Below are 13,348 nucleotides of genomic sequence, written 5' to 3' on the forward strand. Positions count from 1 at the left end.
ATTGATACACAAAGAAGAAAGCGAGTGGTCTCGGGAGATTTCTGTCACATCTTCGACCGCGACAAAGCTCTAGGGTAGGCGTTTTAAATTCCATAAATATCAAAATTTGAAGATCTTCATATCTAAGGCTTGAAAGGCCGCCACCACCGGAAATTTTTCAATCAACACTCAACCTACTTGTACCGACTTTATTAACAAAGTAAGTGGTAGCAAAACTCCTGGCTGGTCATAAGTTCTACTTCTATTACAAATTTACAACGAAGTGAGGTTGAATCTGTGAATAAACTCTTACCCATCCTATGGCGATGGCCATTGATGATAATAAGTCTTGGACAGGTGACCTATGCTGCTGAACACCCACTGAATCAGCAAACTTACCGACCCCTTTTGAATTTAACTGACTACTTTCAGATATTTGAACCCAGTGTGACAAATAACACCATTGTTAACCTTAAAACGGTCGTTCTCGAACGGGCCATCGCCAAAGGCGTCTTCACATTACCCTCTCAGAATGCTGTTTCAGCCTGGAATTTTGGCGAACGCATGCCAGCAAGTGACTTTTTACGCTTACTATTCGATGAAGCCATGAAAGACGAAAGAATCGCAATCATTAACCAGATACAGAACTGGGAACTGGATTTGATGAAGGCTGCAAATTACTTTCTTAGCTCCCTGGGCCCTGAGGTACCGCTTCTCAGAAAATTCACTTCCATTCACTCGATGATCAAGGAAGAATCCTGGGTACTGCCGGATCTGCTTTGGTACTATTTTTCCCTGGAGGGGCGAGGGGAAGATCTGAAAAATAACATGCGCTTTAAAAATGCCGTTATTGATCACAAGTCAGTTTTTTCGGATGGTTCCGTTTTACTACTCTGGCCCGAGTTCTTACACTCGACTTTCTTTCCCAGAAATTTTCTTGGCCACCAGATGGTTCGAACTGATAATGCCTTCACCAAATTTGATCAGGCTATAATAGAGATTGGTGAGATAATGGAAGAATATGGAGTGGAACCACGAGAGCGCATGGCAATTTATGGCCTATTGAGTAAGATTAGGCAAAACCCGGCCCTAATCTTGAAAGCGGAATTTGCTGCAGAGGTTATCCAAAGGTGGAATGGCTCCCGCATTCTCAGCTTATTAGATGAGGTAAATCGGATTGGTGTTTCCAGAAGTCGATTAATTATGGGCGCATTTATAAGCACAGAACTAGCTAAACGGCCGGCCATTGAGAGAATGTTGGGAGAGCTTACGACCCAAGCGCACGCACCAGAACCAGGAAAACTCCGGAGAAGCTGCATTAGTTTTTTTGGTAGATTTTTTAATGGTCTTTGAAGTTCAATTACGCCGACTACCAATCACGCCATAGTTAGGGCGGTGATTGGGCTGCATTACAGAGGATGCTTCCGGCTTTAGTTCTTCTGCGCTTTCAGATTTACGTAGGTGGCGTTAGGTTGAATGGCTTTAGAGAGTGTGGTCTTTCAATTGGAGTAACTAGCTTTGTGAATTTTTTGGCAGTTTTTCTTTGTTTATCTTTGTTTATCTTTGTTTTTGATGATTTCGGCTCCCTTAGCTGTTGGCAGCCCTTGTCGAGAGATCATTGGGGACGCCAATTCTTTAGCGGCTTTTTTGACTGAACCCATTAGGTCCAATGATCCCTTTTTTCGCCTCCCGCCTGTGCGGGTTGATTTTCATAATTTTCCGAGGCATCGGACCGTCTCAGTGACAGGTTTCCGTTATACTGGGCAGGGGAGTAATGGCTACTATTTACTCCGGAAGTGGGATTCTTCTTGGAGATCCGGTATTGGACCAACTTTCTTTGCACCGGAAAGTGATCCCACCTTGGATCATTTCAGCTTTGGGGCCAAAGTTAGCGCGCTATTTAGGATTTGTGTTGGTCTCTGATTCGGTTATGCGTGTGCCAAACGCGGGCTTGTTCAATGAAAGGATTTTGGCTTTAAATGGTCTTTTGAAGCAAAAGGGTTTTGAACCGATTCCTATCAACTGGGTCTCTGGAATAGAAATTCCACCAACTTCAAATCCAGATGAGGTCATGACTTATGCTGAACAGTATGTGCGGATGTTTCATTTCAGACGATCCTCGCCCTTCGAAGATCCACAGCTCACACATGATGTGGCCCATCATGCATTAGAAATACTTTTGACCGAGTCCCAGTTAAGGCCGTTCTCGGCCCGATTAAAGGCTGCGATTGCTTTTTCTGACTTTTTGAGAATTTACCTGCCTGGGAAATCGGGAGATGTTTATCCACTTTTAATTCACCCCCAAAATAGAGAAGCCGTGATTGCTCTGTTATTTCAACTTATAGCTCGCGATAAGGACAATTTGTCGGGATTGATTCCAGTGGAGTTGATGAGTGAAGAATCCCAAGCCGAGAGGCCACTTAATACTTCTTTCTTCAGGGTCGGTGATTTTCACCTGGGGCCCGAGATGGGAAGACCTTTCAGAAGACCATTAAAAATAAAGCTTAATTGGGACTATCGTGTGGGTGATTGGATTGGATCAACCTTATTTATTCATTTGATTCCCTTATTACGCCATGACGAGAAAAGTCCGCCTGAACGCGATGAAGTAGATAGGAAGGGAATGGAACTCCTTTTAAGGTACACTCAAAAAGAATTTGGCCCATCTATTCAAACTTTCAGAAACGACGTTTCGGCATTGGAAGAGGAATTGAAAAGACTGTTTGCAATTTTTGATATTGCCACAGGAGATGAATATGTTTCAACGGTTCTGGCTAGATATGATGGCAATTTCGAAGTGATAGGCGGGATTGCGTCTCCAGAGCATCCCGTCGCTTCTTTTCGTCGGCGAATAAGAGAGATGCAATCCGTTCTTCCTGGGGATTGAAATCACTGCTCTGATCAATCGCCTCATCGGTAAAAGGTAAAACCTGGCGCACAACGAAAGATCCCAAAAGACGATCTCAAATTTAATGCTGCGGCTGGCCCGCAGGCCTTGGGTGATTCTGTTGTGTCCAAAGACACACAGGGAGCTGGCTGAAGCAGATCTCAGGGGTTCAGGATCGAGTTCGGCTTGGTGCAGTGCTCACAACGTGAGCGCTGCTGCCGGACGCATGTTTGAAGATCCTGGACTCCTGAGATTTGGTTCAGCCAGGCGCCCTTGGAGTTTGGAACAACAATCAAGTGGGCCAGTTCACACGTCTCTGGTGTTTCTCAGTGAGTGATTCCCTCCACAAGAGTGTTGCTTAAAAATCACACGCAATGCGTAGCATTGTGTTATCCGCATTGGGAAGAACAAAAAGATGTGTAAATCCAATAGGCTATTGCTGCCCCATCGGAGGTCCCGGTGGCACTTTTCTTGAAGGGCTTCTGATTTAATATGTTTTTACAACGAACAATTCGCAAGCGAGTGGAAGTGAGGGGAATTGGCCTTCATACGGGAAAACCCGCACTCTTGACCTTTTGTCCGGCTCCAGAAGGGACCGGAATTTATTTTGTCAGAAGGGATCTTCCCGGAAGTCCCGCGATTTCGACGCAAGCGAAATATGTGCAGGCAACGACAATGGCGACAACTCTCGGTGGTCATGCCTTTTCTGTTTCTACAGTTGAGCATTGTTTGTCCGCCCTAGCGGCGTTTCGTATCGATAATCTTTTTATTGAGTTGAGCGGGACAGAGATCCCCATTGGGGACGGAAGTGCGAGCATTTTTCTAGATGCTTTGCTGGAATCGGGAGTGGTGGAGCAGCAGCAGCCGAGAAAGTACGCCTATATCAATCAAGCGATTTACTATGGAGACGATGAGAAACATGCCTATGTTGTTCCTTACAATGGACTTCGCGTCACTTGTACGATTGAGTTTCCCCATCCTAAGATTGGTCGTCAGACTTTAGATTTGGACATCAATGAGCACTCCTTTGCTCGTGAGATTGCCAGAGCCCGAACTTTCGGTTTTTTAAAGGATGTGGAGGCCATGCGGGAGCGGGGTCTCGCTCTTGGGGGAAGCCTTGAGAATGCTGTCGTCCTCGATGCACATGATATTATTAATCCTGAAGGGCTTCGATTTCCTGATGAGTTTGTGCGCCACAAGATTCTTGATGCTTTGGGAGATCTGGTGACTTTAGGAATGCCGCTCATGGGTCATTTGGTACTTTACAGAGCGGGACATGACGTAATGAATCGTCTGGTGAGGACCATCATAGATTCTCCGGACCATTATCGTCATATTGAATTGGGGGCTGATCTTCCTGAAGACATCATGGTGGGCCGCCGTTTGTGGGCATTTTCGTGAGATTTTTTTCTTGGTCTCTTATTTAAACTCCCGAATCTTCGTGTCTTGGTGAGCAATCAAAACTCAAACCTGTTCTTTGCCTGCCCCATTCTCTTGACGGAGTGCCGTTTTTTCTCATAAATGAAATGGTGGGGAGAGGGATTGGGCGGATTTCAGCAAGAGTTTAGCGGTTTGTTGTCTTTTTATTTAACATTGTAGAAACCTGAGAATTAAGGAGAAGACGATGATTGTTGGTATTCCAAAAGAAATTAAGATCAGTGAAAACAGAGTGGGTATGACGGAGGCCGGTGTTCGTCAGCTCGTTCAAGAGGGGCACACTCTCCTTGTTGAAAACAATGCCGGACTGGGTAGTTTGATTACGAACGAGCAATACGAAAAGGCGGGAGCTAAGATCGTTGGGTCAATAAAGGAAATCTACAGTAAATCTGATATGGTTGTGAAAGTAAAAGAGCCACTTCCAGATGAATATGACTTGTTACGTCCCGATCAGATTCTCTACACTTACCTGCACCTGGCAGCGGAGCCAAAATTAACAAAAGTCTTAGTCGAAAAAAGGGTGAAGGCAGTAGCTTACGAAACCATTCAGGACTCCTTCGGAAATCTTCCCTTATTGACTCCAATGAGTGAAGTTGCGGGCCGAATGGCGACGCAGATTGGAGCCTTTTATTTGCAGAAGGATCATGGAGGCAAGGGTATTTTGCTGGGTGGAGTGACTGGTACTCATGCTGGGAAAGTCACGATTATCGGGGGGGGAGTGGTCGGAACAAACGCAGCCAAAATGGCGGTTGGATTGGGCGCCGAAGTGACTGTTCTGGATGTGAATCACAAGCGGCTTGAGTATCTTGATGATATCTTTAAAGGGCGTGTTCAGACCCTTCATTCAAATTCCCAAAACATTGAGAACAGCACTTGTCAAAGTGATCTCTTAATTGGCGGGATTTTAGTAACAGGTAGCAAAGCTCCAAAACTTGTCACCAAGGAAATGATTGCGACAATGTCCCGCGGGAGCGTTGTTGTCGATGTGGCCGTTGATCAGGGTGGATGTATTGAAACCTGTCGCCCGACATCTCACACTCATCCGACTTATGAAGTTGACGGAGTGATTCATTATTGTGTCCCAAATATGCCAGGTGTCGTAGCGAGAACATCAACTTACGCACTTACAAATGCCACCTTTCGTTACGCCTCTATGTTGGCCCGGATGGGGGTCGAAGAAGCCATTTCCAAAGATCCAGCTCTTTTTAAAGGCCTGAATGTCTATGGAGGCTACGTTTCCTACGAACCCGTAGCCAGGGATCTTGGAATGGAATACCGTCCATTTCGTTTTTAGTTGGAAGTGCTGCCGAATGCGGGGGGGTGAGGGTCGCTGGAATAACGAGGTGTCCCCAGAATTCCGTCTGAATAATGGGGATTCCTTTTTGGCGGCATCGTTGCACTATTTTTGGATGGGGGTGTCCGTAGCGGTTTTTTCTGGCGCTGACAAGGCCCATTTTCAATTGCGGGAGGTAGTTCAGTAGAAGTGCGGACGTACTTGTTTTACTTCCATGGTGACCGAGAACGAGAACTTTGGTTTGTGATATCTTATGTTGATTTTGAATTGCCCAAAAACGTTCTTGGTTCGAGGGAGAATCTCCTGGGATGAGAATCTTGTTTTGAGTGCCATAATACACGCGGCTGAGTTCATTGCTAGTTTTTTGCTTTGAACCTCTCCATGATATTTCGATTATGGAGGATGGAATTTCCAAACAGGGCTTTGCACCTTTAAGTATGTCTGCCTTGTTCGGAGAAGGAGGGGGGCCCAATGGTTCCCGATCGACGCAAAATTGAGTGAAAATATGTTTCCCTTTGCTGACCATTGAAATGTGATCCCAGTCCCAATGGGAGAGGGAGAGGCGATTCGATTTGCCTTGGCATTCTCTTGTGATTTCAGTCCAAGGGGCCTTGTCACCACCCATATCAAAGTGCCAGCAGGTTTGAGGATCAGAGAAGGTCAGAAACTGCCCCTGTCCGATGTTCCATAGAATCCATCTTGGAAAACTTTCGTTTTGGATTACTACGGGCGCGAAAAGAACCAGTAGGACTAAACCGAGCGACGCAAGCGAACGATTTCCCACGCAAAGCAGACTCCAAAAAGAAATAGCAGCCAAGCCCATGACCAATGATTGAGCTCAATACGAACGGGCTGAAGAGGGAGGGGTATCAATTGAGCCACTTGATCGAGAATTGAGAGAATAACAGATGTAAGTCTGCTAAGGAGACTTTCAAGGGATGGGAAAAAACAAATGGTCCATGAAATCGCAAGAAGGGGCACTGCGGTCAGCAGGGTGAGGATGATGTCAACAAGTAGACTGAAAGGGTGTGCGGCTCCCAGAGTGGCCAAGAACGGATACAGCCCAATATAAAATGCGATCGCCTTTTTCCAATTTGAAACGGGAAGACAGGCCATAAGGGAAGCTCCAAAACTCAACTGGAAAGATAGGGATATGAGCCACTGAGGGAACAGAACGAGGCTTATTGCTCCAGATACCAAAGTCAGAAGGGAGCGATTCCAAAATAAATGAAAACCAGTATTAAATTTTCCGACACAAACTTGCAGGAAGGCGCGGACGACTGGCGGTTGAAATCTGCAAATGAAAAGAAAGGGCAACAGAAAGAGATAGGATTTTTTAGAGAATGGGCCCGCCCAACTGAGTGCAATCACCATCGCTTTTTCAATCAAGACCAAATGAAGTCCGGATACAACCAAGAGATGAACCAGTCCCAGATGTCGAAAAAGCAGCATTATTGGTGAGTTCTGAGGAATAGATGCGCCGCAACATAGTGCTTGGTAGAGATTTGTGTATTGTGAAGCTGGGATTCTGCTTAAGCACATCAAATGTGAGGTTTGAGAAGCCTTTGTTAAATGGCCAATCATGTCAAATTCACGGAAAAGTGGGATGAAAAGAAGAATAAGGGGAAGTAAGGCCATGTGTAGTGTTCGTTGGCAAAATGGATACCAAATGTAGTACAGAACAGGTTCTCCTGCGGATATTTCATGTCCGTCTCTCGCCTGTTACTCGGATTGTAAGAAAAATTATATAACTGCTATATATTTAAAAAAAACGCTTTAATTCCAGGTAGTTAAATGTGCCTTTTTTTTAATCAATTCGCTGAAATGCAGATCAGAACACAAGTCCAAGGTCGTGAGGCCCGAGAAATTCACATACCTTGTGGATAAGTCGGCGTATCGACAGAAATTGACGAAAAATTAACGAAAACTCAATATATAAACACGAAATTGGACGATTTCCATTCGGCAAAAGATCCCTTCATTTTATGATCTTTGGATCGATAGAGGTCTGTTGAAAAGTAAACGGGTGACAGCGAGCTCTCATTTGTGGTGTAGGCCAGTTTGGAGTAAGCCCCCGAGGGGAATACCTTTGCAAATGGGTAGACATCCGCTAGGCTTGAAGGGGTGTTGATATTCGGTAGGGGGCCTTGATGTGCTCAAGATTTACAGTGGTCGTGGTTTTGGCACTGAGTGCATACGGAGGGCATATTGCTTCAGCCTTCTCACAAAGACCTGCGGGTCTTATCGAAGACAAAAAATCCACTCAAATTGTGAGCCCAACGCCGAACAAGGTTTTCAGGAACGAGAACCTTATTTTGAATGAAATGGCGTCTCAAAAGAAACAGAAGACTGCGGATGGCGTTTTGAACAATGAATCACTTCTGGACCGGAAGAAAGGTCGTCTCATTGAGCAATATGAGAAATTGGGGGAAGATGATCTTTATGCCAAAGTCATTGAGTCATTTCGCAGCAAGGACAAGGCTGCATTATCTGCGTCAGCTGAGTTGATACGAAGAAAATTTCCTTCGAGTTTACATGTGGATAATTCAATATATTTTATGGCTCTATTGGATATGCAAAATAATTCTTTTGTCCCAGCGCTTAGAAAATTTGAATCAGTTATTCAAGATTTTCCAGCAGGTAACAAGAGGGTTTCAGCCCTTTTTGCAAAGGCAATTCTATATAAAAAGCTAAATTTGGTTGATCAGAGTCAAACTGTTTTGAACCAGGTGATTAGGGAATATCCTGGTAGCCCTGAGTCCCAACGCTCTGTCATCGAATTGAAGCTTTTGAGTTCGGCCAGTCATTGAATGATTGTAAATAGACTAGAACAAGGAAGTTCTAAATGGTTTTGTTGCGACGTGGCTCCCATTTTCTTATTTCAGCCGCAATTTTTTTGCAGGGATTTCCATTTGGCAAAGCCCACGCCAGGGTCAGTCATTCGGATTTTTCTGCAAAGAAAGAGCCTCGGATAAGGGTTTCGTCTGGACCAGTGGTAGCTGAGAGTGGATTTTCGGACGAAAATGAAATGGAACTGGAACCCTCCGATGGAAATGAGTTCTCTCCTGGCGAAAACAATGAATCAGATGAGAGTTCGTCAGCTGCAGATGATTTGCCTCCTGCGGAAGATATTTCAGATTCGGAGTTAAGAAATTCAAGTGAGGGCCAGCAAGACTCTGGAGGAACATTTGATGATCCAGATCTGGCTTATGAGGCTCGTCTCTATGATATTTTTATTAATTATAATAGTGAGGCGACCTCGCCCGAGCAGTGGAAGGTCATCGTTGGGAACCGGGAGAGTGAAATTTACCCCATTCAGAAGGGAGACAATCTATGGGAAATTTCAAAGACCTTGTTTAGCGATGGATATTTTTGGCCAAAAGTGTGGTCGATCAACAGTTCTATTTCCAATCCTCATCTGATTGAGCCCGGTCGGAAAATTCGATTTGTACCGGGCGATGATTCGCAAGCTCCTGCATTTAATGTGACCGAGGGAAGCAAGGACGCCGACGAATCGACGGAGCCGGCGGAAGATCCAGGCAAAGCGGCTGAGGGAGACAAAGCCGATGCATCGCCAGAAAATTCCGAAAATGACGAGAGGGATTTGATTAAACCAGTGCTTCCTGCTCGAGTTACTCCAAAGGCAAGCGATAACGATCTTGATATTCCACCTCCAGAAAAAGTCAGCCGTCCAGTGATAAGGAAGTTTCCTCCGAGTTTGCCCGATTGGCAAAATGACAATGTTCTTGGGGTGTACGATTCGCTTGGAATCAGTTTCGGAAGGCGAAATGACCTGAACCTGATCACAAGTCTTGAATTGATCAACTATCTGGTTGAAGAAGTTCCAGAATCCTTGGGAGAAGTCAAAGAAGTTGAATCTGGTGGACTTTCTGCGGTGAGTTTTCAGCATATTTACGTGCAAGTGAAAAGAGGTCAAGCTCGTGTGGGAGATAAGCTCCTGATTATCCGAAATATGGGGCCTTTAGAAAGGCCGAATGAGTTTGTGGAAAAGCTTTCCTTTTATGGTCATGGAGTCGAGGTTCAGGGAGAAATTGCTTTGGTTGAAAACGTTCAAAGCAAAGAATTTTCATTTAAAACAGAATTGTTTCGTGCTCTTGTGATCAAGGCCGTCAATCCGATCGAGGTTGGATCAACACTGCTCAAAGGAGTAATTGAAAGAGTCAATTTGTTATCAGTTGGTCGACGAAGTTCTATCGTTGCCCAGATAGTTGGTGGTATGGCCAGCTCGAAGCGCCAGACATTCTATCCTCAGTCCGTTGCCTACCTAAATCGTGGATCCAAGGACGGTCTAAAGGTAGGAGATATTCTGCCTATTAGGACAAATCGTTTGCTTCGATTTCAGAAATCGATAGTTGATGAGAACACCCGTCCCAGCGGCTGGTTGAAAATTGCTCATTTAACCCCTCATTTTTCTACAGCGGTTATATTGAGAATATATGAGGAGATTTTTGCAGGAGATTTCACAGGCAGGGGCAAAACTATCAGCGGTCCGGGGGGCGAGACAAAGAGCCCGGGAACGACTCCGGAGGATTTGTCAGCGGAGGCCTTGACGGAATCGGATTCCAAAGACAAGAAGAAATAAGGCAGGCTCTCCGATTCAGAGCGAGGTTCGGACGAAAAAGTAGCCATCGCGTCTGACGGCCCTGCCGTCGTTGGGACGATATTGCAGTTTCTTTAATGGATGTACAGTATCGACAGGTGGGCTCTCGCTTTTTTAGTTTGGTCAAATTTTCCAATTCTTCCTATTGAGTTCGTCGGCTTGCGAGAAAAACTCAAAGATGTGGCCCCAGTCGACTGGGGAAGGCTTGAGATTTGGTCCCTGTTGCAGCAAGAATTTTTTGTGGCTCAGCCTTTTTGGTATGAGCAACTGGCGTCCTTTGTGAGCAGGGCTCAGTCACTACAACTTCAATTGTTGCTTTTTGGTGAAGCTGGCTATCCTCGGATGTTTTACGATTTGAGTCTTCCTCCTTTAGCAATGACTTGGCTTGGTCAATCTGGTTGGCAGGACGGTGGTCACTTTGCGGTTGTTGGAAGTCGTGAGATCACCCCTCAATCAAAGCGTTGGATGGAAATACATTTGCCGAAGGTTCTCAACCAATATCCCATCTTACTTCTGAGCGGAGGAGCTCGCGGAACAGATCAGGCCGCACACGCCATTTGCCTAAGATTACAGATGGCAACGGTTTGCTTTTTGCCAAGCGGTCTTTTGAACCCGTATCCTCAGGAAATCAAAAAGTGGCTCGGCGCAATTGTTGAGGGAGGAGGGGCTGTCGTAAGTCCATTTGCACCACTTCAAGGGATGCGCAAACAATTTTTTTATTTGAGAAACCAGCTCATTGCGAGTCTTTCGGGATTGGTTCTGGCTATTGATGGTCGACGCCGAAGTGGAACCATGATTACGGCACGTGCGGCGATGGAAATGGGGAGAGCTGTAGCTATCTTGCCGCAGCATCCACTTCACTCCAATTCATTGGGCGGACTTGATTTGCTTTACGATGGAGCTTTTCCATTGCGAGATCACTTGGATTTGGAGGCACTTTGTCGGTTGTACGTAAGGCGCTTGTAACCCGACCGATGAAACAGTTAATTCTCGTTTTTTAGCTCTTGGCCGCTCGTCGCAAAGTCCAAAAGCTAAGCCCAAGAAAAATCAAGTTTGTCAGCCAAATGACAGAGGGGACAGGTAAAGTACTGTTCTTCGCCATGTTCTCCAAAGAAATATAAACAATCCAATAGCTCACAATGACTCCAAGACAAATGGCAAAACTACCACCCTGTGCTGATCGTCGATTTGTTGAAATGCCAAACCCCATGCCGAGCAAGGCGAAAATTAAGCAGGCGGCAGAGAGGGCAGATCGTCGATGAAATTCAATTTCAAGCTTGCGCCTCTGTTCTTGATTCAGTGTTGTTTCGCCGAGTTCAGAGCGAATGTCCCTTAAGGAATAGGAAAGCAGGGATTTTTTCTTTTCTTCAACAGTTGCCGGATCAAACAGATTGATATCGTAGGATTTGAAGTGGATTTTAGTATAGGCAGCATCATTTGTTCGATGAATGTCTCCATCAATCAAACGGAGCAACGCCGCATTTCCATCTTTCTGTTGGCTCTGAAGAATCTGACCCTCTCTTGCAATAATTGTGAGGGGCGAAGCGGAGTCGCGCTCATCAAATATGAACACCTTATTAAGGCGGCCCTCTTTCGAGTTGACCTGACTCGCGTAAATCACCATATCAAAGAAGCCTTCAGAAAAAACTCCCTCTCGGATAGTCGCACTGGCCTTGAGTCGACTCAAATCTGTTATCATCAGCTCAAATTGGCGATTGCCCCAAGGGGCCAAATAGAACGCCGTTTCTGCCGAAATAGAGGCTGTGAGCATTCCTAGTACTATCGCTGGGATACTGAGGTGTTTTAAATTCAATCCGAGACTCTTCATCGCGACGATTTCAGAGTCTCCGCTCATGCGGCTATAGGTGAGAAGGACAGCAAAGAGGAGACTCATTGGAAGAATAATGGGCAGGAAGCTGATGCAAAGAAAAAACATCATCTGTAAGACGTCATAGAGTCTGACGCCGTGAACAAGGACAAATTCAGTTAGGCGCAGCGTTTGGAACATGAGCAGAATAAAAATGAAAACGACAGCGCCCAAGATGAGGCCTGGCACCATTTCTACCAAAATATACAGAACGGCCAAACGGGCTCGAAAAAAGCCTAACAAGAGACATCCTTATCAATTTTGTCAGAGGAGAGGCTCGACCAACCCCCTTCTCTCACTATCAAATTTGCCTAGACAGGTTCGATCATACCGACTTTTTCAGGAGATCCAATTGCTTTGCGAACTTTCAAAGCCATTTGGACCAAATTTTCAAAGTGTTTGAGATTTAATTGAGAGGCTGCATCGCATTTGGCTTCCATAGGACGAGGGTGGGTTTCTATAAAAAGAGCGTCACTTCCAGCTGCGACGGCGCCGAGAACCAGATGAGGCACGAAGCGCGGCTCACCTCCGGCGGGGTCAGCACTTGAAATTCCATAAAGTCTAATAACATGGGTCGCGTCGAAACAAACGGGTGCTCCCAGCTCTTGCATGACGGGAATGGACCTCATGTCGGCGACCAGGCGATTATATCCGAAACAGGCTCCCCTTTCTGTAAGGAGAACATTTTTATTTCCGGTTGAACGAATCTTCGAAACAGCCCCATTCATGTTTTCGGGTGCAAGAAACTGTCCCTTCTTAACATTAATAGGTTTGCCAGTTTCTCCGCAAGCGATGACCAGAGAGGTCTGCTGGCACATGTAGGCTGGAATCTGAAGAACATCGACGTGCTCGGCAACCATAGCGACGTCTTCCGTGCGATGAATGTCGGTAAGAACGGGTAAGCCAAATTCCTTGCGGACGTTGGCTAAAATCTTTAGACCATCCGTAGCCATTGGTCCTCTCCAGTTTTTTTCACTCCCTCGATTGTCTTTTTCAAAACTGCTCTTAAAAATCAGTCCGACTCCCAGCCTTTGGCTGATTTCGGCTAGGGCACGAGCCGTTTCGTTGATGAGTTCCTTGCTATCAATCACACAGGGCCCAGCAATGAGAGCTAACCCGTGCCCCTTACCAACAGCAATATCAGGTCCGCGTGGACTAGGGACGCGAAATTCACGAGCTGGCAAACTGATTGTTTCGATTTTCTTCATTTCCATGGGTGTCCTTTCGAAAATTCCATATTGACCTGCTTTGGTAGTCCTTTGC

General features: G+C 45.7%; 11 protein-coding genes. 8 read left to right on the top strand and 3 right to left on the bottom strand.

Annotation, left to right across the window (positions count from 1 at the left end):
* Window positions 1-276: 276 nt before the first annotated feature.
* The 5 genes from IPJ71_00585 (at window position 277) to ald (ending at window position 5,597) form a co-directional block, all read left to right on the top strand.
* A complete protein-coding gene (locus IPJ71_00585; protein ID MBK7842182.1) occupies window positions 277-1,332 on the top strand; it encodes a hypothetical protein in 1,056 nt (351 codons plus the stop codon).
* Window positions 1,333-1,753: 421 nt separating this feature from the next.
* Window positions 1,754-2,866, top strand: coding sequence for a hypothetical protein (locus IPJ71_00590; protein ID MBK7842183.1), 1,113 nt, complete (start codon window positions 1,754-1,756; stop codon window positions 2,864-2,866).
* Between the two features lie 85 nt (window positions 2,867-2,951).
* A complete protein-coding gene (locus IPJ71_00595) occupies window positions 2,952-3,203 on the top strand; it encodes a hypothetical protein (GenBank protein ID MBK7842184.1) in 252 nt (83 codons plus the stop codon).
* 155 nt (window positions 3,204-3,358) lie between these two features.
* Entirely contained in the window at window positions 3,359-4,267 is a 909-nt protein-coding gene (locus tag IPJ71_00600) for a UDP-3-O-acyl-N-acetylglucosamine deacetylase (GenBank protein MBK7842185.1), read from the top strand.
* 223 nt (window positions 4,268-4,490) lie between these two features.
* A complete protein-coding gene (gene ald, locus IPJ71_00605) occupies window positions 4,491-5,597 on the top strand; it encodes an alanine dehydrogenase (GenBank protein MBK7842186.1) in 1,107 nt (368 codons plus the stop codon).
* Window positions 5,598-6,347: 750 nt separating this feature from the next.
* On the opposite strand, the gene IPJ71_00610 is transcribed toward ald, so the two are convergent.
* A complete protein-coding gene (locus tag IPJ71_00610; GenBank protein MBK7842187.1) occupies window positions 6,348-7,049 on the bottom strand; it encodes a ComEC/Rec2 family competence protein in 702 nt (233 codons plus the stop codon).
* Window positions 7,050-7,747: 698 nt separating this feature from the next.
* On the opposite strand from IPJ71_00610, the gene IPJ71_00615 reads away from it, so the two are divergent.
* From IPJ71_00615 to IPJ71_00625, 3 genes are all read left to right on the top strand, one after another.
* A complete protein-coding gene (locus IPJ71_00615; GenBank protein ID MBK7842188.1) occupies window positions 7,748-8,407 on the top strand; it encodes a tetratricopeptide repeat protein in 660 nt (219 codons plus the stop codon).
* 35 nt (window positions 8,408-8,442) lie between these two features.
* On the top strand, window positions 8,443-10,200 hold the full coding sequence (locus IPJ71_00620) for a LysM peptidoglycan-binding domain-containing protein (protein MBK7842189.1): 1,758 nt from the start codon (window positions 8,443-8,445) through the stop codon (window positions 10,198-10,200).
* 99 nt (window positions 10,201-10,299) lie between these two features.
* Window positions 10,300-11,184 (top strand): DNA-processing protein DprA, encoded by an 885-nt coding sequence (locus IPJ71_00625; protein MBK7842190.1) that lies wholly within the window; start codon window positions 10,300-10,302, stop codon window positions 11,182-11,184.
* Between the two features lie 31 nt (window positions 11,185-11,215).
* Here IPJ71_00625 and IPJ71_00630 read toward each other — a convergent pair whose 3' ends face one another.
* Window positions 11,216-12,328: an LptF/LptG family permease gene (locus IPJ71_00630; GenBank protein MBK7842191.1), complete on the bottom strand. Its 1,113-nt coding sequence runs from the start codon at window positions 12,326-12,328 to the stop codon at window positions 11,216-11,218.
* A 68-nt stretch (window positions 12,329-12,396) separates the two neighbouring features.
* Window positions 12,397-13,293, bottom strand: a complete 897-nt coding sequence (kdsA, locus tag IPJ71_00635) for a 3-deoxy-8-phosphooctulonate synthase (protein MBK7842192.1) — start codon at window positions 13,291-13,293, stop codon at window positions 12,397-12,399.
* Window positions 13,294-13,348 lie beyond the last annotated feature (55 nt).

Source organism: Bdellovibrionales bacterium, from assembly GCA_016714165.1.
Taxonomy (GTDB): Bacteria; Bdellovibrionota; Bdellovibrionia; order Bdellovibrionales; family UBA1609; genus JADJVA01.

Excerpts from the sequence above, each read along its gene's own strand:
- IPJ71_00590 (MBK7842183.1), top strand. The coding sequence starts at position 1,754 with ATGGCTACTATTTACTCCGGAAGTGGGATTCTTCTTGGAGATCCGGTA.
- IPJ71_00595 (MBK7842184.1), top strand. The coding sequence starts at position 2,952 with ATGCTGCGGCTGGCCCGCAGGCCTTGGGTGATTCTGTTGTGTCCAAAG.
- IPJ71_00600 (MBK7842185.1), top strand. The coding sequence starts at position 3,359 with ATGTTTTTACAACGAACAATTCGCAAGCGAGTGGAAGTGAGGGGAATT.
- ald (MBK7842186.1), top strand. The coding sequence starts at position 4,491 with ATGATTGTTGGTATTCCAAAAGAAATTAAGATCAGTGAAAACAGAGTG.
- IPJ71_00610 (MBK7842187.1), bottom strand. The coding sequence starts at position 7,049 with ATGCTGCTTTTTCGACATCTGGGACTGGTTCATCTCTTGGTTGTATCC.
- IPJ71_00615 (MBK7842188.1), top strand. The coding sequence starts at position 7,748 with ATGTGCTCAAGATTTACAGTGGTCGTGGTTTTGGCACTGAGTGCATAC.
- IPJ71_00620 (MBK7842189.1), top strand. The coding sequence starts at position 8,443 with ATGGTTTTGTTGCGACGTGGCTCCCATTTTCTTATTTCAGCCGCAATT.
- IPJ71_00625 (MBK7842190.1), top strand. The coding sequence starts at position 10,300 with ATGTACAGTATCGACAGGTGGGCTCTCGCTTTTTTAGTTTGGTCAAAT.
- kdsA (MBK7842192.1), bottom strand. The coding sequence starts at position 13,293 with ATGAAGAAAATCGAAACAATCAGTTTGCCAGCTCGTGAATTTCGCGTC.